We start from the raw sequence: 22,364 nt of genomic DNA on the forward strand, positions 1-22,364 counted from the left end.
ATGACTAAGAACTACCCAGCATCACCGATTTTACCGAAGAATTTTACTGATGATTTTTATTTAGAAGATGAGGCTGTGATTGATGAAGTCCATGCTATTGAATACGACTATAGTTATTTAACGTGTGAAAATCTTGTCCTGCGCCGAACAATTTTGGAGAAGGTAACGATGCAGCGGACAAAATTGATTCGCTTCGAAGCAGGGAATGTCCTTTTCAAAAATTGTGATTTCTCAAATCTTGAGTGGATCGGCGGCAGTTTTCATCAAGTTGTGTTCGAAAATTGTAAACTAACGGGCTGCAACTTTGCGGAAAGCTATTTACGAGATTGTCGATTCAAAGATTGTATGATCAATTTTGGTTCATTTAGTGGGACGAACCTGAAAAATGTTGCTTTTGAAAATTGCAAACTGACGGATAGCGAGTTTTTCGAGGTAACTTGGAAGCATCTATTTTTAACAGATAATGAATTAGATAATAGTAATTGGATGCGGACCAAACTAGCCGATTTGGATTTTACGAGTAATCAATTTAGCAAGATTGCTTTTTCGATGGAGCAATTGAAGGGCTTGAAGGTGGATTCCTATCAGGCGATGATCATTGCGGCTGGATTAGATTTGCAAATTGTGGAGGGGTAAATGAAACAAGTAAAGAAGCGAATTAAGGGAATTCCAGTTGTATGCTGGGGTGAATCCAGTGCTAAGGGAATCTTAGCCTTTCATGGGGATCAATCGCACAAAGAAGATACGGTCATTCAGTTATTCGCAGAGGCTGCGGTTAGAGATGGCTATCAGGTCTGGAGCTTTGATCTTCCAGAACACGGGGAACGCAAAGGGGAAGTTTATGCCCTTAATCCGCAAAATGTTCTGGCAGATACAGATAAACTAATTGCTGAATTGGCTGAGCAAACAGAAGAGATTTCATTGTTCGGCTGCAGCATCGGGGCTTATTTTGGCATGCTGGCGACGCAAGATAGAAGGATCAAGCAGAGCTTTTTCTTGTCTCCAATTGTCGATATGCAAGAATTAATTGAGAATATGCTGATCTGGTTCCACCGAACATTGGAGGAGCTAGAGAAGGAAAAACGAATTGAAACCCCCATCAACACTTTGGATTGGGAGTACTATTCATATGTTGCGGAGCACCCAATCAGCTGGAAAGTGCCGACAAAAATATTGTATGGTGAAAATGACAACTTGACTTCAAGAGAAACCATTGAAAATTTTTCTGAAGCTGAGGATATCTCCTTAACGGTTGTAGAAGCGGGGGAGCATTTCTTTCATACACCAGAACAGCTTGATGTTTTTCAAAAGTGGTTAAAAACAAATTTATAAAAGTAAAAGCATCCTAGCAAAATCTTGCTAGGATACTTTTTTACATTATTTTACTTTTTTACGGCTGAAAAACAGCAATGTAGTGGCAAGGAATAAAATACTGATACCTGTGATAAGGTAGCTTGGCGTATAGCGCTCACCCGTTTTAGGCAATTTTTTTGCTGTCGTTTGGTTAGAAATAGTTCTTCTAGACGGATTGTTGGATGATCCAACAGGTGTCATGTTATTCTTCTTACTTGAATCAGAAATTTCTCCGGTGGTTTGACTGCTAGTCTCAGTGCTTGCGGTTGGAGCAGTTGTCGTGGACTCGCTGTCGTTGGTACTAGTTGTTGGAGTCGTTGTAGACTGATACACATAAGTGACTGTTTGCGCTTTAGCGCTAAAGGTTCCCTTAGCGTTTTTTGGTAATTGTTTTTTATCCAATGCGTACCCCTTGATATCCGGTTGATAGTCTTTACCGGATACATCAAACTGGGTGTCTAGTTTTCCTTTTATAACCGTTTCTTTATGAATTTTCTTTCCATTTTGATCAACATATTGAATGGTTACCATCGGATCAACCACTGTAACTGTCGCTTTTGCAGTGGCAGAATCACCGGACCAGCTTCTGTTTGGAACACGAGCGTACGTATAGGTAATTTCGTATTTTCCAGCTGTTTGATTGTTAACGGTCCCTTTGACAGAAACATCGCTAAGGGCGATGTTTTCTCCATTAGGAGCTATCCCGCCATCGAAATTATCTGCGGGGTCCCATGGATCGCCGACAGAGATCATTGAGTCATGCGCCTTCAACGTTACGTCGTTTCGTTTATAAATGTATATGACAGTTTGCATATCCGCAGTAAATTTCCCAACGGCGTTTTCAGGTAATTTTGTGTTGTCTAAGGTGTAGCCGTCAATAGCAAGCTGATAAGTTTCGGTGGTTGTATCGTAATCCTCACCAACGTTTCCGTTATAAATTTGTGGTGGATGAATATTGTCACCGTCCTCATCAACATATTTAATCGTCACTCCTGGCGAAGGCGTCGTATGCTGCACGTCAAATTGATGCAGGTAGGTTCCTGATGAAATAGCATAGAACGTAAATCTATCCGGTTGATTATAAGAACCTGCTGGGTTATTCAAACGAGCATTGTATTTAAAGGTCTTGAGTTGGTCAAATTCATCCTGTGTTACACCAGATACAGTAATCCCTTCATCTGTAATCGCCAATCGGCTGCTGTCTAGCTGTACGCCATTGAAGTCAAAGTAGGTTTGACTATCGCTATTTGACGTTGTGAAAGGCGGTATATAGCCATCGTAGTTGGTCATGCGGTTCGGCATGATTGAAAAGGGAACATAGATTGTTTGTTTGTCTGCATCGTAATTTAACGCTTGGGCATTGATCGCTGTAGCTGAATCATTTCGTCCAGTATTTTGACCATAGGCAGCAAGCTGAGTTAATGCTGGCATTTGATTGATCGGGCGAAAATCCGTAATCCCGCAAAACTGAACACGCAATTCAGTTAGCTTTGTTAAAGCTATCGCAGGTTCGATTGTTGTGATATTCATATTTGATTCAAAGGTTAAGGACTCTAGGTTCGTCATTTTGTTGATTTTGTCGTATACCTTGTCAGTAACACTTGATCCAGAAAGGTTAAGTCTAGTGATCGTTGTACCAAAATTCGGAACATTTTCATCGTTAACATTTGTGCCCATCAGATAGACTTGTTTTAGTTTTGGCAAAGCAGCTAAAATTGAAAAATCCGTAATTTGATTATTTGAATTCATATAAAAATAGTCCAAGTTTGTGGCTAACTCCAACCCTTGTAAATTAGCGATAGCATTATCTGAATTTTGAATATACAAGCTAGTAAGTTTTGTCATATCTTCTTGAGTCAAGGTATCTTTAGTTTTGCCAATCGTTTTTGCAACAAGCTGCTGTAAGACAGGGTCTGGCATCCACGAGTCTACAGAGGCTATACGTGGTTCTGGTTCAAGTGTTGCGGTTGAAGAGCTTGATGGTTGTGAATCCGCTGTAGAAGGTTCAGTTGTTCCCAGAATGGGCGCTACTGTACTATCTTGCGTTGCGGAGCTTTCTGTTGTTGATGAGAGACTATTCACTGAGCTTGTCGTGTTCAGTGGTTCAGAGAAAACCGTACTGTTTAGAGCGCTGCTGTCAGTAGATGTTTCAGCGTTACTTTGGATAGGAAAGGTCGAGAGAGGGCCCAACACGATTGAACAAGCAAATAATTTATATAAATTCTTTTTCACAAATATAACTCCTTTATAATAGGTATGTAATGGGTAAATAATAATTCTTTTTTAATAAATAAACTGCTCAAGTTTTAATTTTTGCATTATTTTATTTGACCATTTTCTTTTTAATAAAGAAGTTATTTCACTTGATTAGACGCGTATTGTATAAGAGCTTACTAAATAATATAGTGTTCAAATTACTTGTGATTATTCGTTCTTTTATAAAAAGAAGGTTTTTAAATACCATAAAAAGGTTTCTGATCCTAGTAAATTTTTAGTAAAGGATTTTATAAGCAAATGTAAAGAAAGTCGTATTTTCTTTAGAATATTTTGCTATTTACTGACAAAAAAAGTAGTATTCTTTGTGAAAGTAAATATAAGTAAACTTGTTAGGTGAGGCTCCTAAACAAACATAGGCTATTGCGCAGAAACGTCGAAAGACGCCAATGTGTAAAATAGGAATTGTCGGATTAAGGCTTTTCATAAAATAGCTAAGAGTTATTCTTTACGTTGTTTAGTGCTAAAACTCAGACGATGAGATTGATTGTGTGAGACACCAGACTTGTTAGTTTTTTTCGCTAACGTTTGGTGTCTCTTTTTTAGGTTATTTATTGTGGACTCTCTCGTCTCAAACAATTACTTGATGAAGGGAGAGATGAACATGATGAAAAGAAAAAAGATCGATTGGCTGCTGTTATTACCTTATTTGGGGACAAGCCTGATCGGTCTTTTAATTGTTTTTAGTGCTAGTTCTTATCGTTTGATGGCGGAAGGGGAAAATCCATTGTCGCTATTTAGTAAGCAGGCGGTTTTTATGGGGCTAAGCTGGCTGCTGATTGCTGTGCTTTTTCATGTGAAAAATAATGTACTAATAAATGGTAAGCTAGCGCAAAGTTTATTAGCAGTTGGACTAGTTAGTTTACTGTTAGTGAAAATAAGTGGCGTCAATATTAATGGTGCACAAAGATGGGTCTCCTTATTAGGTATTCAATTCCAGCCTTCTGAAGTCACAAATGTGGCACTGATTCTTTATTTGGCGTATTTTTTCCGCGTGAAGCGCACCAGAAAGGAAATGCTGGTTCCTTGTGGTCTAGTGGCACTTAGCGGATTATTGATTTTGCTCCAGCCTAAAGTGACAGGTGCAATCATTATTTGGGGAGTCGCTTTAGTCATTATTACGACTGCGCAATTGCCCTATCAGTGGTCAGTACTTATTTTTTCAGGGTTGATTTTGGGGATTGTTTTAATCGGAGGCGCGATACTTTTTTTGGGCAGCCACCATCTTTTGCCAGAATTATTTGCCCATACCTATGATCGTATCCGCTTAGTGAGAGATCCATTTCTAGATCCCTACGGTAAAGGATTTCAAATGAGTAATTCGTACTACGCGCTTTATAACGGTGGTTTTTTTGGTAGAGGGCTGGGAAATAGTATTACTAAAAAAGGCTATTTACCAGTAGCGGAAACAGATTTTGTGTATTCGATTTTGGTGGAGGAATTAGGCGTTGTTGTCGGCTTACTCGTATTGGCATTGCTTTTTCTGATTGCTCTTCGTCTATTTGTTTTAGCGGCGAAGGAAGTGAATCAGCAGGTCAGCTTAATTTATTTTGGGGTTGGAACGCTTTTGCTTCTCCAAACCAGTATCAATATTGCTAGTATTTTAGGACTAATACCTATGACAGGAGTGCCGTTACCTTTTATTAGTTATGGGGGGACGAGCTACCTGATTCTTTCTATCGCGCTGGGTATCTGTCTAAAACTTTCTTCGGAGGATCGAACAAATGATCAAACGTTTGAGCAGCGAATTTAACTATTCTTTATTTTTACCCATTTTCATCTTTTATTTAATTAGTATCGGCGTACAATCGATGGCGGCTGAGCTAGATGGGGCTGACGTTAAAAATGTTGTAACGAAGCAGATTGTTTTTTGCCTGATTTCTCTATTGACCATGGGGATCGTCAGTAAATTCAAAACGGCTACTTTGTTAAAATATGCGCCCTTTTTTTACGTTGTATCGTTAGGGATTATGGCGCTATTGTATTGGTTTTATGATCCGGCGATGTACACTGTAACGAACACGAAGCGCTGGCTGCGTATCGGCGGTTTTTCTTTTCAGCCATCAGAATTGATGAAACTGAGTTTTACTCTTTTTATGGTTCGCTTAACACTAATCGATGAGTTGAATTGCTCTCAGCGAACCTTGAAAAGTGATCTACGTTATTTAGGTAAGGTGGCATTGTTCAGCCTGCCGACATTTTTCTTGATGTTTATTCAACGAGATTTTGGAACGAGTTTAGTATTTATTGCTATTTTAGGTGCGCTGTTTGTAATATCCGGGGTTCATTGGAAAATACTTACGACGATTACGGGTATCGGAGCAGCTTTAGGTACCACTTTATTGGTTTTGGTTTTCAGTGAATGGGGGAATAAGCTGCTATATTGGCTGCATTTTAAAACGTATCAGCTAGATCGTGTGCGTGCATGGGTTGATCCCTTTCAATACCGTGATTCTATTGCCTATCAGCAAGTACAGAGTCTTTACGCGATTGGATCGGGCGGCTTGTTTGGTCGCGGCAGTGAGCAGGCATCCGTATATGTGCCTGTTCGTGAGTCAGATATGATCTTTACGGTGATTGGAGAAGGCTTTGGCTTCATTGGCAGTACTTTAGTGGTTTTTCTATACTTCTACTTGTTTTATCAAATCATTTCAGCTGCGATGAAAACAAATAATAAAGGCAATCTCTATTTGGCGGTTACTTTTGTATTTGGTTTGCTGTTCCAAATTTTTGAAAATATCGGAGCTGCGATTGGTATTTTGCCATTAACGGGTATTCCGTTGCCGATTTTAAGTCAAGGAGGAACCTCCTTGATTGTTCTAGGTGTTGGCTTGGGAATCATGATGGGCTTTCGAGAAAAAGAACGATTAATATAAAAATTGAATGGAGAATTGAACAAAATGATGCGAAAAAAGTTTTTCCTACGAAGTGCAGGTATGCTCCTTTCAGTCATGGTGATAACTAGTGCTGTCGCAATGAATGCACACTGGATGAAAGGGATAGATGCTGTATTTCTCCAAAATCGCTTACCAAATATTTCCTATTTAACGGCTTTTGTGGGAGGAATGGCGAAAATCGCTACTATCGGTCCGATGGTGATTATTTTTGGACTTCTTGCTGTCTACTTGTTGAGAAAACACGAGCGGGCATTAGCTGTTTGGTGCATGGGAAATCTGATCTTTATCAGTGGGGTAGGTTATTTATTAAAGCAGGTGATTCAGCGGTCGCGTCCAGACCAGATTCAATACCTTTCTCGTTCCTCCTATAGTTTTCCAAGTGGACATTCGTTGCTGATTATGACGCTTGTTTGCACGCTGATCGTGCTCTATTTTTTCAGAGAACGGCGCATGCCTCTATTACTTAAAATAGGATTATTTTTCTTAACGTTCATTATTGTAGGTGGCAGAATTTATTTAGGCGTTCATTATATGAGTGATGTTTTGGCGGGGGTGTGTTTAGGCGGAGGTCTCACTTTCGGGACGGCGGGTTTCTGCTATCCATATTTACAAAACCCCCGTCAGTCCCCACGACGGAAAAGAAAGAATGGCCTTTTAACTTGGCAGAAGGTACTAATTGGCTTTCTTGCAGTGTTAGTGGTATTGGTTTCAGGACTAAGCGCGTTTGCATTGAAGTTTTATCATAGTTCACAAAAAATGGCGGACTCTATGTACTCCCCAGTTGAGCGTGGGGGAAAAACAAAGACGCCTCAAGCTTCAGAACCTATGAGTATTTTGATTCTCGGAATTGCCAATGATGCGAAAAGAAAAACAGATTTCCGGGCCAATACGATCATGGTCGCGACGCTAAATAATCAAACGAATGAAACAACCTTAGTAAGCATTCCACGGGATTCTTTTGTAGAGATTGTTGGAGCGGATTATGAAGATAAAATCAATCATGCCCATTCAATTGGCGGCCCTGAGATGATGATGGATACAGTTGAAAAATTTTTAGATATACCGATCCATCACTATGTTTCGGTTAATATGGATGGCCTTCAAACGCTAGTGGACGCCGTTGGCGGGGTGACTGTGAACAATGATTTTGCTTTTTCGGCAGAAGGAATTGATTACCCAAAAGGTAAGCAACACTTGAACGGGTGGGAGGCTCTTCAATATTCTAGAATGCGGTATGAAGACCCAAAAGGTGATTATGGACGCCAGGGTAGACAGCGTGAAGTAATGGAATTATTGATAGAGAAGATCCTTTCAACTAAAAGTATTTTTAGCTACCAGAAAATTTTAGATGGAATTGGCGAAAATGGGAAAACAGACTTAACCTTTGATCAAATGCAGAAAATCTTGACTGGGTATCACTCTTGTTTGACTAAGATCGACAGTCAACAGGTTCAGGGGGAAGGATTTACTGGAGACGGTTTTACAGGACAAGCGGGGATCTCCTATCAAAAAATCCCGCAAGAAGAAGTAGATCGTGTGAAAACGTTGCTACACAAACAATTAAATTTATGAAACAGGAAAACGTGAAGCAGATGAGAATCGATGAGCGAAACGGCTATGTTTTCTGTAAATTTTCATCGAATGATTTAATATATTTACTAAATTTCCTGCTTTAAAAGAAAGTTGCGTTATAATAGCAGCAGAAAGGCGGGAAGATATGCTTAGTCAAATAGGAGTATTACTTATTGTCGGTGTATTGGCCGGAATACTAGGATCGATCTTAGGAATCGGTGGAGGAATTATTTTAACGCCCTTTTTGACGTTAATAATGGGATTGGACATTCAGTATGCGATTGCGGCTAGTATTGTTTGCGTGATCGCGACAAGTTCAGGCGCTACTATCGCTTATTTAAAGGATGATATGCTGAATTTGCGTGTCGCAATGTTTTTGGAGATTGCGACCACGATTGGAGCGATCGTAGGCGCATTACTTTCAGGCGTAGTGCCGAGGGGCTTTTTATTTATTTTATTCGGCGGCTTCTTGCTCTTTTCAGTCATTAACATGATTCAAAAGCTGCGGGGAAAAACAGACAAAGCGATTGAAAAAGTTGCAGGAGATTCGTTGGCTGAAAAGCTGAAATTGAATGGCTCATACTATGATAAAGTGTTGCATGAACAAATTGATTATCAGGTAGAGAAAGTACCAGGCGGCTTTGCCATGATGTTTGGAGCGGGAATCGCTTCGGGGTTATTAGGAATCGGCAGTGGGGTCTTTAAGGTGACAGCGATGGACACTATTATGAAAATGCCTTTGAAGCCCTCTAGCGCTACCAGTAATCTGATGATGGGGGTCACTGCGGCTGCTTCCGCGATGGTTTACTTTTTCAGCGGAGCCATTTTGCCACAAATCGCTGCTCCTCTGGCATTAGGTGTGTTAGTAGGTGCAACAATAGGCTCGCGAATCATGACGCGACTTAAACCGATCGTGATTCGAATGATTTTCATTCCGATTTTATTCTTTATGGGACTACAAATGGTTCTTCGTGGATTTGGGGTGATCATCTAATGGAAAACAAGGAAGAAATGCTGAAGATTGAGCGTTCCATCGGATACATTTTACGAATAGGTGTGATAGTTTCAGCCATAATTATTTTGGCGGGAATGCTATTGCTGTTCTTTTTGCCAAGTTCGGGCCAGGTTCCCAGCAGTCTGCCGTTGATTTTCAAAGGAGTACGGCAGTTGAATGGGGAAGCCTTTATCATGTTGGGCTTGTTTTGTCTGATTTTGACCCCCGTTCTACGAGTAGTTGTGTCTATCTTTGCATTTGCGAAAGAAAAGGATTATTTGTATGTGGTTATTACGCTGATCGTATTGGTCATTTTGGTGATTGGCATGAGTTTTGGTCTAGTAGAATAGGAAAATCCGAGCTGACGTTTAGGCTGCAGCTCGGATTTTTTGTTAGCTTTTACGGGTTAAAATTTGACTGGTTAAGCGTTCAAGCTTTTCTTTAGTACCAAAATAATTGTCCGGCAATTTCCGAATATCCTTTAAGGCCTGTTCGGTATACTTTGTTGCTAATTGTTGCGCATAGGCAACGCCGCCTAGTTGATGAACGAGCTGTTGTACGTGCAAAGTGTCATCATCTGTCATTTCCTTTTTCTTTTCCAAGTAGGGCCGCAACTGTTGCGGCGCTTGATTCAGTGCATAGATTAAGGGGAGAGAGTAAACGCCTTGGCGAACATCCTCTAGAACTGGTTTTCCTAATGTTTCAGTATTTGCTTCGTAATCCAATAAATCATCCATAATTTGAAAAGCAATCCCAATATTCAGTCCAATAGTACCGGCTTTTTTAGCAAAACGTTCACTATTGCCGCTCTCAAAAGCACCTACTGAACAACTTAAAGCAAAAAGCTCCGCAGTTTTTCCAGAAATATTCTCCAAGTATTCGTCGACTGTTTGATCAAGCTTGTAGCGGTCATCCATTTGACCTAATTCACCATCAAGAATTTTTTCCATGCTGCGAGAGTTCAATTGTAGGCTCCGTAAAGAAGTAGCGTAATCGGAGAGCAGTTTGAAGCAGCATATGAACAAATAATCACCAGCATAAACGGCCGTATCATTCCCAAAAGTAGAACGAATCGTCGGTAAACCGCGGCGTAATTCGGATTCATCAACAATGTCATCGTGGATCAAGGTTGCTGTGTGAAGCATTTCGATGGATGCCGCCAATGATGTTGCCTTCTTCTCATCCTGATCTGGTCCAAATTGTGAAAATAAGAGTTGATAGGCGGGGCGCAGCAGCTTTCCGCCAGCGTGGATCATGGCTAGTACAGCAGCCTCGACTTTTTTATTTTTTAATTTGACGACGTTTTCCATTAGTTCAAGAGTGATCGTCAATTGTTCAGCAAGGTCAGGATAGTCTTGCCACATAGGATGAAGTTTCATTTTTGATAGCCTCCTGATCCTTTCTTCGATTTTTTTGATAATTCATAATCTAATTGAAATTTTTGCAACGCTCGGACATGTACCAATAGATAGTTTCCTGCGATTCCGATAACGATTCCAGCAAGAATTCCTAAGAGAGACATGACTGGCAAGTAGAGCATCACCGTCCAAGATTGAGCGATCCAGCTAGCTACCAGCAGCTGGCCCACGTTATGAAGAAAACCACCTGCGGCACTGATGCCGATAATACTTACTCGTTTAGGTCCCAGACTTTTTACCAGCAGCATGCCGAAATAACTTAATAAAGAACCACTCATGCTGTATAAGAAGGTGGAGATTGTTCCGCCTAAAAGGGTGGTCAAAATCAGACGCATCCAGATCAAACGAAAGCTGTCTCTTTTAGGCATAGTAAAAATCGCAACAATTGTTATTAAATTGGCGAGTCCCAGCTTTGCCCCCGGCGCAAAGGCGAAAGGGGATGGAAACATATTCTCGATCAAGCCCAAGATAACCCCTTGAGCGACTAAAAGTGCTATGTAAATCAGTTTTTGTGTTTTATTCATAGTAAGGGCAGTTAATAAATGACACTGCCGGGTTCCCCTCCGTCTGAGGATTTGACTTCGATTAGCAATTTATGGGGCAAGCAAACAATGGTTTCACCAGATTGGTCAATCCACCCGCGGCGTACACAGATTTGATCCCCGCAGTCTGCTTCTTTGATCCGAATGCGGTTTCCTTTAACCTCGATCAGGTTGTAGTCGCCATCTTTATCCTCGTAACGATAGGTGTAGGCCTGCGAGTTATCTGAGAGATCAAAGGTTTTGATTTCTTTTCCGTCAACCGAAAGAACCGCTTCTTGTGTTGGACTCGATGCTCGATTGAGACTGAAGACCAATACAGGCGCAAAAGAGAGCAGAATAAGTATCACGACAATGATGCCATCCCAAGGCCGAAGCAAACTATTTTTTGCAAAATCCTTCAGTTTCAAAGTCCACACCTCTCTTATTTTTCTTGTACTATCCATTTTGACAGATAAGTAACCTGTAGCTCCTACAAAGCATCAATAAATCTTTTCTTATCATAACATAAAGAAAGTTCTAAAGAGAAAAACAAGCCCTTTAGAACTTTCCATTATTAAACAGTCAAATTAGTTGGAATTTTCTTTTCCGTAAATGGATCTCGGTGTTCCGTACCACCATTTGCCGGCAGTGCGCTGAATCCAAGGAATTACCCAACGATCCAAACCAAGTGCTCGACCAGAACCATTCATTAAAGCAAAGGCAACTGGAATGAACCAGATATTTACCCAATAGAACATGCCTGATAAGCAGAAAGCAATTACTAAACCGATCGTTGCAGCATTGGCCAACCAAGTGAATAGACCAAAGATTAAGGCTAATGCAATACCGATTTCGACAAAGGTCATAAATTTCTGCATAAACAAAGCGACATCTTTATTTGGCATCATGAATTCCATGATTTTTGCGAACCAATGAGGCATCTTTTCGAAAACCGGCATTGGATTTTCGCCAAACGTATAGTTGAAGCCGAAATGAGTGGCCGCAGTTGCTGCCGCGTCAGTTGCTCCGCCCGCAGCGCCAGTCGCCGCAGTCGTAGCTTCAGCCGCATGCGAACCAGCAGCAGAAGCACCAGTTGTTACTTGCTCTTGTAGCCAAGGGAAGGGGAAGACAACTTTGTCAGTAAACCATGAGCCGCTGCCAAACCAAGAGCTTGGGTTCAGATAACTGCCATCGCCAACGACTTTTTTCGATGCTTCGATCAGCCACATAGAGCCGTAGAAGACACGCAATGGGACGCTCCAAAGGACGTTTCCATACCGAGAAGAATGGCCGCGAGTAACATTGCGATCGTTTTTGATGTGGAAAAATTCATGCATCATGTATTGGAACATATAGTAACCAGAACGCATATCAAAGAAGTATTTCAAGTTAACGATATGTTTCATGACGATTGCCATAAAGCCGGCTAAATGAACTTTATCCATCAAGTTGGCAACACCCCATTTAGAGCCGATGGAAACCATGAAGCCTTGATAGTTACTCTTGAACTCATGTTTTGGTGTGTTTTTAATTTTAGCTACAATGTTCGCTGCGGCAGTATGCGCTGTTTGTTCAGCAGCTTGAACAATTTGCGGTGTTGGTTTGCCATCGTTGTTTTCTTCATAATAAACCAAGTCACCGACAATGTAGATATCTTTGTCTTCATAACCTTTGGCTTGCATGAATTCATTGGCGTATAGACGTTGACCACGTGCTGCTTCTAATCCAAAATCAGCCGCATCTGTCGTTCCTTTTACACCAGCAGTCCAAATCAACGTATTGGTCGGAATTTGCGAACCATCTTTTAAGACAATATGATCTGCTGTGACTTCAGTGATTGGCGCGCCTTTTTTCAATTGAATACCTTTTTTCATCATGAAGCGTTCGGCCTTTTCCGCATCTTTGCGGTCAAGCATATTCAAAATAGTCGGTAGGGCTTCCACAACCATCAAAGTGAATTCTTCAGGACGTAGCTTGTGCTCTTTTGCTAAAACATTTTTCCATTCCATTAATTCACCGATCATTTCAATTCCGGTGAATCCAGAACCGCAGACAACGAAGGTCAGCATTGCCCGACGAGTCGCTTCATCTGGCTCCAGCGCTGCTTTTGCAACTGTGTCTTCGATATGCTTTCTGATTTTGATTGCGTCCTCCATTGACCAGAGGGTAAATCCGTGTTCTTTAACACCAGGCGTCCCAAAATCATTTGGTTCACCGCCCATACCAATAATCAGTTGATCAAAAGGATACTTGCCTAATTTCGTTTGAACAATTTTCTTCTCTTTGTCGATGCCGATCACCGTATCTGTTACAAGAGAAACATTTTTCTTACGAGCAAATAACCGTTGCAGATCATATTGAACTGCTTCTGGTTCTACTCGTCCGCCAGCTACTTCGTGTAATTCGGTCATCATTGTATGGTAAGAGTGACGATCAATCAACGTGATCTCAACGTCATCTTTTTTTAACTTCTTGGCCATGAATTTCGTTGCTGCGACACCTGCATACCCTGCACCCACAACGACAATCTTCTGTTTTGCCATTGAAAATCCGCTCCTTATTAGTAAATGATAATGACTGCACAATAATAATGAATTGATAACTCCTGAACAATCGAATATATTATACATATAGTTGGTTTCTTTGTCTATTAGAATTAATATAAACTAATATAGGGTCTTTTTTAATAAATTAATTAGAAAAAGTAGGTTATATATAAAAAGGGATGTACAAAATTAGGATAGTGATTTAGAATGATTCTTGTTTAATGAATCACATAAAATAGTAAAGGTGGAGTTTAATCATGAAAATGAAAAAAATAGTATCAGGATTTGCTGTGGTGGCGTTTTCTACACTTGCGTTAGCTGCTTGTGGCGGAAACAATGATAAAGATACGGCTGCAAGCTCTTCAACAAATTCTTCAGAAGCTGCGAAGCCAGCGGAAAAAGTAGCAGGCGCTGATCTTAAGGATGGCACCTACAAGCTTGAAGAAAAGAATTATAGCAATGGGTACCGTGTGGTTTTTGACATGACTGTTAAAGATGGCAAAATTACGAAATCAAACTATGATTACTTAAATGAAGACGGTAAATCAAAACAAAAAGATGCTGATTACGAAAAAAACATGAAAGAAAAAACAAAAACAGGTCCTAAAGAATACATTCCTGCGTTAAATAAATCTTTAGAACAAACGCAAAATCCAGATTCAGTTGAAGTAGTTACTGGTGCGACACATTCAAGCGAAAGCTTTAAAAATTACTCTCAACAATTGGTTCAAGCTGCTCAAGCTGGCGATACGAATACAATTGAGATCGACAATGGCGCAGATTTGAAAGATGGTACGTATACGTTAGAAGAAAAGAACTACTCTAACGGTTACCGTACAGTCTTCAACATGACTGTTGCTGGAGGAAAAATCACTGAATCAAACTTTGACATGGTAGATAAAGACGGCAAATCTAAAAAAGATGACGCTGACTATGAAAAGAACATGAAAGCAAAAAGCGGTGTAGGACCAAAAGAATACATCGAAGAATTAAACAAAGGGTTAGTTGAAAAAGGAACACCTTCAGAAGTCGAAGTGGTAACTGGTGCAACTCATTCTTCACATGCTTTCCAAACATATGCTGCACAATTAGTGAACGCTGCTGAAAAAGGTAACACAACAGCGATTCAAGTAGACAACATCGTAACTAAAAATTAATTCCTGATATTTAGGGAATCTTGGAAGAGCTGGGGTTTCCCAGCTCTTTTTTTTGAAGAGGAAGCATAATCGGTTGAAAAAGCTTATCCCGAACAGAATAATATTTTGATTGTCCAGCTTTTCAAACGATTTAAGAGCTGCTGTGGAACAAGTAGTAATTTGGCATCGTAAATCAAAACGAGTTTGCGATTTTATTATGAAAAATACTTTGAAAACCTTGCTAAAAACGCTATGATAAGGTGACAAAATTTTAAATAGATAAAGGAAGTATGAACGTGAAGAAACGTGCACTGTTGATGATACTTGGGCTGCTTGCAATTTTGTTGACCTCTTGCGGTAGCGACAAGCCAAAAATAAATGAGAAGCCTTATGATGATAAACAATTTTTAATGGGTACATATGTCCAGATTCGTATCTATGATGATGGCAAAGAAGCGGCATTAAAACCTGCCTTCAAACGAGTAAAAGAGCTGGCTGATAAGATTACGGTGAATCAAGAAGGATCGGAAATCGATGCGATCAATCAAGAGGCGGGCGTAAAGCCAGTGAAGGTAAGCGATGACATGTATTACTTACTTAAAGAAGCCTACAAATATAGTCAAGACTCTAAGGGTGGCTTTGATATGGCGATCGGTTCGATCACTTCACTATGGCGTATTGGTTTTCCTGATGCTCGTAAGCCCGATCAGAGTGAAATTGATCAAGCCTTGAAATTAGTCAATTATCACGAGGTTGAATTCAATGATTCAGAGAAATCTGTTTACTTGAAGGAAAAGGGAATGAAGCTAGATTTAGGCGCGATCGCTAAAGGATATATTACCGATGAAGTCGTGAAGGTGCTAAAAGAAAAGGGCGTAACGACGGCAATTATTGACCTTGGCGGAAATGTCTATGTGATGGGGCATAGCCCTAGAGGGGATCAAAAAGAGGACTGGACGGTAGGAATCCAAGACCCTAATCAGGCTCGTAATGTCGTTTTGGGTAGTGTTCCAGAAAGTAATATGTCACTGGTAACGTCAGGTATCTATGAACGTTATTTAGAAGTTGATGGCAAAACGTATCATCATTTGTTTAATCCTAAGACAGGATATCCTTTTGACAATGATATTGCTGGTGTCACGATCATCTCGAAAAAATCAATCGACGGCGATGGATTGTCTACGGCAGTCTTTTCGATGGGGGTAAAAGAGGGCATTCAGTACGTGGAAAGTCTGAAGGATACGGAAGCAATTTTTGTTACTCGCGACGATAAAGTATACGTAACTTCTGGTTTGAAGGATGTTTTTGAATTGAACAAGGAAGCCGGATACACCATGGGCAACGATAAGGATTTGAAATAATATGACAAGAAAAAGCTTTTTTGATCTAGTGGAGATTCGTACCAAATTAGCAAGTTTATTTCCTTTTTTGATTGCGGTGTTGTTTACAAACAGCTATTTTCATTCCTTTCATTGGGGAAAGACTCTCTTTTTCTTTTTTGGTATGCTTGCCTTTGATATGGCGACGACAGCGATCAATAATTATATGGACTTTCGCAAGGCTCATTCTGAAGAATACAAATATCAAGAAAACGTCATCGGAAAAGATCAGCTGTCTGAACGAACCGTTGTTTTAATCATTTTTGCTTTGATCGGTTTTGCGGCGATCGTTGGACTAACCTTGGCTGTGCAAACAGGCTGGCTGCTTTTGGTGATGGGCTGTGCCTGCTGCTTCATCGGGGTATTTTATACATTTGGTCCGATCCCATTATCGAGAATGCCTTTAGGAGAAGTGTTTAGCGGTGTAACCATGGGACTGGGGATTTTTGCGATTACGATTTATTTGAATACCTATGACAAAAGACTCTTTTTCATGGAGCTGGACTTGCGGCATTTCGCAATTACTGGAATTACCACGGCAGCTTTAGCAGTTGTGTGGGCCTCACTTCCGCTGATCGCCACGATCGCGAATATTATGCTGGCAAATAATCTTTGTGATTTAGAACAGGATATCGCCAATCATCGTTATACGCTGCCCTTTTATTTAGGAAAGAAAAATGCGGTCGTTCTATTTAACCTTTTGATGTATAGCTGTTATGGAGCGATCATAGTAGGCTGGCTTGCTGGGATTTACCAATGGCCAATTCTACTCACGTTCCTTAGTTTGGTGAAAGTCTATCCACAAACAAGAGCCTTTACGAAAGAACAGGTGAAAAGCAGAACCTTCGTGATGTCCATCAAGAATCTTGTTTCGTTTAATAGTTGTTATGCTCTTGGTCTGTTTGTAACGCTGCTTTTGCAGGGGATCGTTTAGTCGAAATTTTAGCTCACCTTATCAATTAAGATAGGGTGAGCATACTTTACTTATAATAGAAGAAATAGGAAAATTTATGATTTAGGGAGTTCGTATGGACAATACTAAGAAACTAAAAGCTGGTCAGAATAAATTGACGAAAGAACATTTCTTTGAGCTTGTGCAAATACGTACAAAATTCGCTGGCATCTTTCCTTTTGTGATTGCCGTTCTATTTACCAATACGTATTTTCACTCCTTCCATCCAGGAAAGACGCTCTTTTTCTTTTTCGGCATGTTTGCCTTTGATTTAGCGATTACGGCTATCAATAATTATATGGATTATTTAAAAGCACATTCGGAAAAATACAAATATGAAGAGAACCTTATTGGTCGAGAAAATTTATCGGAGAAGCAGATTCAACGACTTATTTTTGGTTTGGTAGGCTTTGCGGCGATCGTGGGTTTGATCCTAGTGGTTCAAACGGGCTGGATGCTCCTGCCAATGGGTGCGGCCTGCTTCTTTGTCGGTGTGTTTTATACCTATGGGCCTATTCCACTTTCAAGAATGCCGTTAGGAGAAATATTTAGTGGTGTTACTGAGGGTTTGGGGATCTTCGCCATTACGATTTATTTGAATACCTATGATTTACGTCTATTTTATATGGAATTAAGCGTACAGCGTTTTGCGATCACAGGCAATACGATGGCTGTGCTTGCGGTTATTTGGGCAGCTCTGCCATTGATGCTGACTATTGCCAATATCATGTTGGCGAACAATTTAAGCGATTTGGAACAGGATATTGAAAATCACCGCTATACATTGCCCTTTTATATTGGACGCGAGTGGGGTGTGCGATTGTTCAACTTTCTCATGTATAGCTGCTATGGTGTGATCTTAATGGGCTTAATCGCCGGGATCTATCAGTGGCCGATCCTAATTACCTTTATCAGTCTTGTAAAGGTAATCCCGCAAACCAAAGTTTTCACGCGAGAACAAATCAAAAGCAAAACCTTTCCTATGTCTGTTGAAAATTTAATTGTCTTTAACAGCTGCTACGCATTGGGGCTTTTGGTAACCATGATGTTGCAGTATATCTAAAAAATGAGCCAGTGATTTAAATAATCACTGGCTCATTTTTTAGGTAGAGGAAGAGGGGATGTCCAGCTTCCTAACGTAATTGCAGCAAAAGAACGATCAGACTGACGATTCCTAAAATAGTAACAATCGCAAATAACAGCTTGTCTCGCTTGGTGGCGAAGACCGGTCGCTTATAAGTATGACTGTTCCATAACCAGAAAACAAAGCCTAATGCATAGATCCCAATGCAGTAAAGCAAATTCAAGATGCCAGAGGAATAGAGCATATAAAAGCCATAAATGATTCCTCCAAGAGCTAAAAATTGTTGATTTTTATGTTTTTTACCTTTAGCAACCTGCCATAAAAAAGCGGCGGACAAGACATAAGGAACTAACACCATTGTGGTCGCCGTATCTGTTACTGCTTGAAAGGCATCCATCGCCCAGCGAGAAATTAAAAAGACGATTTGCATGATTACGCCATTCAGTACTAGTGCGTTCACGGGAGCATTTTGCTTGTTGGCTTTACCTAAGAAAGCAGGGAACATCTTATCCTGAGCCGCATCAAAAGAAATTTCAGCAGCTAAAATCGTCCAAGAAATCCAGGCGCCTAAGACGGAAATAATGACACCGATATCGATCATACTGCCAGCCCAAGGGCCGGTCGATGCCCGCAGAACACCACTGAGTGAAGGACTCGGTAAGTTTGCCAGCTGCTCCTGCGGCAATGAGCCGAAGCTTAGCATAACGATTAAAACATAAATCGCCAGTGTTGTAGAATACCCAATCAATGTTGCACGCCCTACATCACGGGCACGTTTGGCACGTCCTGATAAAACCACCGCACCTTCGATCCCAACGAAAACCCACATTGTTTGCAGCATCGCGTGACGAATTTGTGTCGGAATGCTGCCTAACTGTTTTCCGTTAAGCATCATATTTTTGGCGAAGACATCCATCGAAAAGGTCTGGTATTTAAAATGGACAAATAAAAGAAAAATTGCTAATAAGATCGGAACGACCTTTGCGCTTGTGGCGATCGTGTTCAAAATACTAGCGGTGCGAATACCGCGAGCCACTAAAAAGATAACTCCCCAAATCATGAAGGTGCCTAGAAACAATCCGATTTGTCCCCCTGAACCGCCAATAGAGGGAATAAATTTGCTCAAAGCATCTAAAAAGAGGATGACAAAGGAAACGTTCCCGATAATGTTACTTAGCCAGTATCCCCAAGCAGAGTTGAAGCCGATATAGTCCCCAAAGCCATCTTTAGCATAATAATAAATGCCGCCGATAATCTCAGGCTCTTCCTTCGAGAGGGTTTGAAAGACCTTTGCGATAAAGAATACCCCAACACCAGTAATCAGCCACGCCAATAAGGAAGCCACCACACCAGCTGACTGGGAAATGCTACTGGGCAGATTAAAGACGCCGCCTCCGAGCATTGACCCGATGACGATCATACTTAGACCTAACAGACTTAGCTCTTTCGTATGATTGTCAGGTACTTGATTCTGTTCCATAACTATTCTCCTAATTCGTAATACGTTCATTTTTTTATCTAACTGCCTGCAAACTTTCAGTATTCCATTATTTGAAACAGCAAGCCGAATGTTTTAAGAAACACTCTTTCTATATAAGCATATTTATAGAAAAATAACCATAAAGAAGGGGTGAAACTAAACGACCTGATCATTAGAGAACCATCATTTTATTATCATTTATTCTAAATAATAGAATATCGCTTCTTTTTGTTGTTATTATTACTATGTTTGATACAGCCGATTAAGGGATTAAGTAGAGCGTTATTTTCATTAAGAAATGGGATAATTATTAAGAATTTCTACGTTTCTTTTTTAGAGAGGGTGTTTTTTTAATTGGCGGAGTGATAAAATTGAACCAGCGAGGGGGGCTAAGATGATTGACATTCGAGTAGCAACACCAGAGGACGCGTCTGCATTGGTCGCAATCTACGCGCCTTATGTTGAAGAGACGACGATTACCTTTGATTATGACGTACCAGATACAGAGGAGTTTGTCCAACGAATCCAAGAAACCTTGGAAAGATATCCTTATGTTGTCGCTGAAGAAAAGGGGCACATTTTAGGCTACGCCTATGCGCATGCCTATAAAGACAGGGCAGCTTATGATTGGGCCGTTGAAGTCAGTGTTTATGTGGATCGCAAGAAACGTGGCAATGGCGCTGGAAAGCTTTTATATCAGACCTTGGAAGAAATATTGAAAAAGCAGAATGTGGCCATTTTAACCGCTTGTATTACTGGCGGCAATGCGGGCAGCTTGAAATTTCATGAGAAACTTGGTTACCAAGAGGTGGCTCGTTTTCCAGCCATTGGCTATAAGTTTGATCAATGGCATGATGTTGTCTGGCTTCAAAAATTTATGACGGAGACAGAAGGGAAATTACCTGCGTTTATCCCTTTTGCTAAGCTATGATGAAAGAAAAATTAGCCAAACTCGATTCGTTAATGATGAAAAGAATCATGATCGGCGTTTTTGTCTTTGCGGTTATTTTTCGACTAGGATTGGCGGTGTTGATGCCAGTCAAAATTTATATGCAGGCAGGATATGATGACGCACTGTCGATCAATCAAGCACTGACCATTTTAGATGGAAAATGGTTGGGGGATTACGGCACTGGAACATTAACGAAAGGGTTATCCTTTACATTCTTTTTGCTTGTGAATCATTTTTCACACTTGTCTTATCCGTTGTTCTTGTGTTTAGTGAATATCGGTGCAGCTTTTGCTATGATCAAGGCGTTGGCACCGTTAATTAAAAATAAGTATCTCAGCGGCTTAGGCTTCTTATTCCTAATCTACTCGCCTGCAACGTTAACTTCAGATTTTTCGCTGCGGGTGTATCGAAATAGTCTGGTCTTTGCGGCGGTACTCGCAGTTTTAGCCGGAATTCTAGGGCTGTATTTGCGGAGAAAAGAAACCATCAAAAAAAGAATCCCCTGGTCGATTTTATTGATGCTTGCTTTTCCGTTTTTCTGGTATCTGCGAGAAGACTCCATCTGGTTATTGCCGCTTTATATTGTAGCAACGATCTGCACATTCTTTGGAATGATTGTACAGAACCAGCCACTGGGCACGTCCATGAAAGAAGGCATACACACTTTTTGGCATTTACTGAGGAAAACGAATAAGCAAAAGCTCGTTGGAAACCTCTTATTACTGATTGCTCCGATACTTTTAACCTTAGGAGAATCCTTAGCGATTTCAAAAATGAATCAGAATTACTACGGGATTTTTACGACGAACGATCGGACGAAAACATCCTTTGCCAAGCTGACAGAAAATTTGATTCAGATTGACAACAGCAAGTACGATTCTAAGGAAACTGCTGAAAACAGCGGCATTTGGGTCTCGAAAAAAACTTTTGCAGAAGCACAAAAGGTGTCTCCAACCTTTGCGAAATACCGAAAAGGGATCGATTGGATGCTGAACGAGTCGATTTGGCCGGATTCTTGGCCGATGAAAAATGGTGAGTTGCCGGGGGATATGTTTGTCTGGGGCTTACGAGAGATGTTTCAGCACGAAGGATTATATAAAAATGGTCGTGAGAATGAAAAAGTTTTTAAAAAGATCAATCAAGAGCTTTCAGAGGGCTTTAAGTCTGGGGCGTTGAAGAAGAAAAAAATGTTCTTCGTTTCGAAACAGAGCAATGGGAAAAAGCCGGAAGATATGGGAAAGGTTTTTGCTTACATGCGTTCTGGGATTTTGGAAACGACTCTTTACAAGAGCTATCAGACTAGCTATGGCGGATCGATTTTTATGCCAGATCAACCTGCTCAAGTCGTTTTAGACCTGTTGAATGTCCGTTCTGTTTCGACAGTAAAAAAAGGCATGAAGGCAGATGAAAAGCGTACAAAGCCAGTAGTGATCATCATCAATGGAATCATCTGGATATACCGAATCATAGCACCTGTTTTGCTGCTTGTCAGTTTAGCGGCCGGAGTGATTTTTGCGGCAGGCTTTTTCAAACGGCAAAAGACCCGCAAGGTTTTAGCGGATTATTTGATTATTCTTCTAGGCTTACTGCTGACCTATCTCCTTTACTTATTTGGTGTATCGTGGTTTTCGACTTGGGCGCCAGGTGGAAAAGGCCTGTTCATGTTTTTCTATACAGGGGCAGGTGTACCACTGATTCAATTAATTGAGCTGCTGGGTGTGGCGTTGATCGTTAGGAATGTTCAGAACCAATTGTTCGAAAGTAAAGAGTAATTAAATTAGAATCAGCTAATAGTATTCTAATGAA

19 protein-coding genes and 1 riboswitch are annotated in these 22,364 nt (G+C 40.6%); of the genes, 13 read left to right on the top strand and 6 right to left on the bottom strand.

Going from position 1 to position 22,364, the window contains the following annotated elements; genetic code table 11:
• Positions 1-636 (top strand): pentapeptide repeat-containing protein, encoded by a 636-nt coding sequence (locus J9537_RS20195; RefSeq protein ID WP_218257538.1) that lies wholly within the window; start codon positions 1-3, stop codon positions 634-636.
• A complete protein-coding gene (locus J9537_RS20200; RefSeq protein ID WP_218257539.1) occupies positions 637-1,332 on the top strand; it encodes an alpha/beta hydrolase in 696 nt (231 codons plus the stop codon).
• 45 nt (positions 1,333-1,377) lie between these two features.
• On the opposite strand, the gene J9537_RS20205 is transcribed toward J9537_RS20200, so the two are convergent.
• On the bottom strand, positions 1,378-3,585 hold the full coding sequence (locus tag J9537_RS20205) for a MucBP domain-containing protein (RefSeq protein WP_218257540.1): 2,208 nt from the start codon (positions 3,583-3,585) through the stop codon (positions 1,378-1,380).
• 363 nt (positions 3,586-3,948) lie between these two features.
• Positions 3,949-4,116: riboswitch (M-box (ykoK) riboswitch) on the top strand.
• 115 nt (positions 4,117-4,231) lie between these two features.
• Here J9537_RS20205 and J9537_RS20210 point away from each other — a divergent pair.
• From J9537_RS20210 to J9537_RS20230, 5 genes are all read left to right on the top strand, one after another.
• Positions 4,232-5,380 (top strand): FtsW/RodA/SpoVE family cell cycle protein, encoded by a 1,149-nt coding sequence (locus J9537_RS20210; RefSeq protein ID WP_218257541.1) that lies wholly within the window; start codon positions 4,232-4,234, stop codon positions 5,378-5,380.
• Entirely contained in the window at positions 5,352-6,503 is a 1,152-nt protein-coding gene (locus J9537_RS20215; protein ID WP_218257542.1) for an FtsW/RodA/SpoVE family cell cycle protein, read from the top strand. Before J9537_RS20210 ends, J9537_RS20215 begins: the two co-directional genes overlap by 29 nt.
• Before the next feature lie 24 nt (positions 6,504-6,527).
• Entirely contained in the window at positions 6,528-8,096 is a 1,569-nt protein-coding gene (locus tag J9537_RS20220) for a phosphatase PAP2/LCP family protein (protein WP_245001341.1), read from the top strand.
• Positions 8,097-8,241: 145 nt separating this feature from the next.
• Positions 8,242-9,090 carry a sulfite exporter TauE/SafE family protein gene (locus J9537_RS20225; protein ID WP_218257543.1) on the top strand — a complete coding sequence of 283 codons (849 nt, stop codon included), beginning with the start codon at positions 8,242-8,244 and terminating at the stop codon, positions 9,088-9,090.
• Positions 9,090-9,440, top strand: coding sequence for a DUF1634 domain-containing protein (locus J9537_RS20230; RefSeq protein WP_218257544.1), 351 nt, complete (start codon positions 9,090-9,092; stop codon positions 9,438-9,440). The genes J9537_RS20225 and J9537_RS20230 overlap by 1 nt, the downstream gene beginning before the upstream one ends.
• Before the next feature lie 42 nt (positions 9,441-9,482).
• Here J9537_RS20230 and J9537_RS20235 read toward each other — a convergent pair whose 3' ends face one another.
• The 4 genes from J9537_RS20235 to J9537_RS20250 form a co-directional block, all read right to left on the bottom strand.
• Positions 9,483-10,469 (bottom strand): polyprenyl synthetase family protein, encoded by a 987-nt coding sequence (locus tag J9537_RS20235; protein WP_218257545.1) that lies wholly within the window; start codon positions 10,467-10,469, stop codon positions 9,483-9,485.
• Complete coding sequence (locus J9537_RS20240) at positions 10,466-11,032, bottom strand: Gx transporter family protein (protein WP_218257546.1); 567 nt, start codon at positions 11,030-11,032, stop codon at positions 10,466-10,468. Before J9537_RS20240 ends, J9537_RS20235 begins: the two co-directional genes overlap by 4 nt.
• Positions 11,033-11,043: 11 nt before the next feature.
• The gene (locus J9537_RS20245) at positions 11,044-11,457 is read right to left on the bottom strand and encodes a NusG domain II-containing protein (RefSeq protein ID WP_218257547.1); all 414 of its coding nucleotides are present in this window, start codon (positions 11,455-11,457) and stop codon (positions 11,044-11,046) included.
• A 159-nt stretch (positions 11,458-11,616) separates the two neighbouring features.
• On the bottom strand, positions 11,617-13,572 hold the full coding sequence (locus J9537_RS20250) for an FAD-dependent oxidoreductase (RefSeq protein ID WP_218257548.1): 1,956 nt from the start codon (positions 13,570-13,572) through the stop codon (positions 11,617-11,619).
• A gap of 260 nt (positions 13,573-13,832) precedes the next feature.
• Between J9537_RS20250 and pplA the strand changes: the two genes are divergently transcribed.
• The 4 genes from pplA (at position 13,833) to menA (J9537_RS20270) (ending at position 18,105) form a co-directional block, all read left to right on the top strand.
• The gene (gene pplA / locus J9537_RS20255; protein ID WP_218257549.1) at positions 13,833-14,732 is read left to right on the top strand and encodes an extracellular electron transfer flavoprotein PplA; all 900 of its coding nucleotides are present in this window, start codon (positions 13,833-13,835) and stop codon (positions 14,730-14,732) included.
• A gap of 275 nt (positions 14,733-15,007) precedes the next feature.
• Positions 15,008-16,072: an FAD:protein FMN transferase gene (locus J9537_RS20260; RefSeq protein ID WP_218257550.1), complete on the top strand. Its 1,065-nt coding sequence runs from the start codon at positions 15,008-15,010 to the stop codon at positions 16,070-16,072.
• A 1-nt stretch (position 16,073) separates the two neighbouring features.
• Complete coding sequence (gene menA / locus J9537_RS20265; protein WP_218257551.1) at positions 16,074-17,024, top strand: 1,4-dihydroxy-2-naphthoate polyprenyltransferase; 951 nt, start codon at positions 16,074-16,076, stop codon at positions 17,022-17,024.
• 94 nt (positions 17,025-17,118) lie between these two features.
• Positions 17,119-18,105: a 1,4-dihydroxy-2-naphthoate polyprenyltransferase gene (gene menA, locus J9537_RS20270; RefSeq protein ID WP_218257552.1), complete on the top strand. Its 987-nt coding sequence runs from the start codon at positions 17,119-17,121 to the stop codon at positions 18,103-18,105.
• 70 nt (positions 18,106-18,175) lie between these two features.
• Here menA (J9537_RS20270) and J9537_RS20275 read toward each other — a convergent pair whose 3' ends face one another.
• Entirely contained in the window at positions 18,176-19,606 is a 1,431-nt protein-coding gene (locus tag J9537_RS20275) for a basic amino acid/polyamine antiporter (protein ID WP_218257553.1), read from the bottom strand.
• A 397-nt stretch (positions 19,607-20,003) separates the two neighbouring features.
• Here J9537_RS20275 and J9537_RS20280 point away from each other — a divergent pair, with 397 nt between their 5' ends.
• Positions 20,004-20,537, top strand: coding sequence for a GNAT family N-acetyltransferase (locus J9537_RS20280; protein WP_245001367.1), 534 nt, complete (start codon positions 20,004-20,006; stop codon positions 20,535-20,537).
• Positions 20,538-20,569: 32 nt separating this feature from the next.
• The gene (locus J9537_RS20285; RefSeq protein WP_245001342.1) at positions 20,570-22,330 is read left to right on the top strand and encodes a hypothetical protein; all 1,761 of its coding nucleotides are present in this window, start codon (positions 20,570-20,572) and stop codon (positions 22,328-22,330) included.
• The last annotated feature ends 34 nt before the right edge of the window (positions 22,331-22,364 follow it).

This window comes from Enterococcus raffinosus, from assembly GCF_019175485.1.
GTDB classification, from domain to species: domain Bacteria; phylum Bacillota; class Bacilli; order Lactobacillales; family Enterococcaceae; genus Enterococcus_A; species Enterococcus_A raffinosus.

Coding starts and splice junctions, on each gene's coding strand:
- J9537_RS20195 (WP_218257538.1), top strand. CDS start 1: ATGACTAAGAACTACCCAGCATCACCGATTTTACCGAAGAATTTTACT.
- J9537_RS20200 (WP_218257539.1), top strand. CDS start 637: ATGAAACAAGTAAAGAAGCGAATTAAGGGAATTCCAGTTGTATGCTGG.
- J9537_RS20210 (WP_218257541.1), top strand. CDS start 4,232: ATGATGAAAAGAAAAAAGATCGATTGGCTGCTGTTATTACCTTATTTG.
- J9537_RS20215 (WP_218257542.1), top strand. CDS start 5,352: ATGATCAAACGTTTGAGCAGCGAATTTAACTATTCTTTATTTTTACCC.
- J9537_RS20220 (WP_245001341.1), top strand. CDS start 6,528: ATGATGCGAAAAAAGTTTTTCCTACGAAGTGCAGGTATGCTCCTTTCA.
- J9537_RS20225 (WP_218257543.1), top strand. CDS start 8,242: ATGCTTAGTCAAATAGGAGTATTACTTATTGTCGGTGTATTGGCCGGA.
- J9537_RS20230 (WP_218257544.1), top strand. CDS start 9,090: ATGGAAAACAAGGAAGAAATGCTGAAGATTGAGCGTTCCATCGGATAC.
- J9537_RS20235 (WP_218257545.1), bottom strand. CDS start 10,469: ATGAAACTTCATCCTATGTGGCAAGACTATCCTGACCTTGCTGAACAA.
- J9537_RS20240 (WP_218257546.1), bottom strand. CDS start 11,032: ATGAATAAAACACAAAAACTGATTTACATAGCACTTTTAGTCGCTCAA.
- J9537_RS20250 (WP_218257548.1), bottom strand. CDS start 13,572: ATGGCAAAACAGAAGATTGTCGTTGTGGGTGCAGGGTATGCAGGTGTC.
- pplA (WP_218257549.1), top strand. CDS start 13,833: ATGAAAATGAAAAAAATAGTATCAGGATTTGCTGTGGTGGCGTTTTCT.
- menA (WP_218257551.1), top strand. CDS start 16,074: ATGACAAGAAAAAGCTTTTTTGATCTAGTGGAGATTCGTACCAAATTA.
- menA (WP_218257552.1), top strand. CDS start 17,119: ATGGACAATACTAAGAAACTAAAAGCTGGTCAGAATAAATTGACGAAA.
- J9537_RS20275 (WP_218257553.1), bottom strand. CDS start 19,606: ATGGAACAGAATCAAGTACCTGACAATCATACGAAAGAGCTAAGTCTG.
- J9537_RS20285 (WP_245001342.1), top strand. CDS start 20,570: ATGATGAAAAGAATCATGATCGGCGTTTTTGTCTTTGCGGTTATTTTT.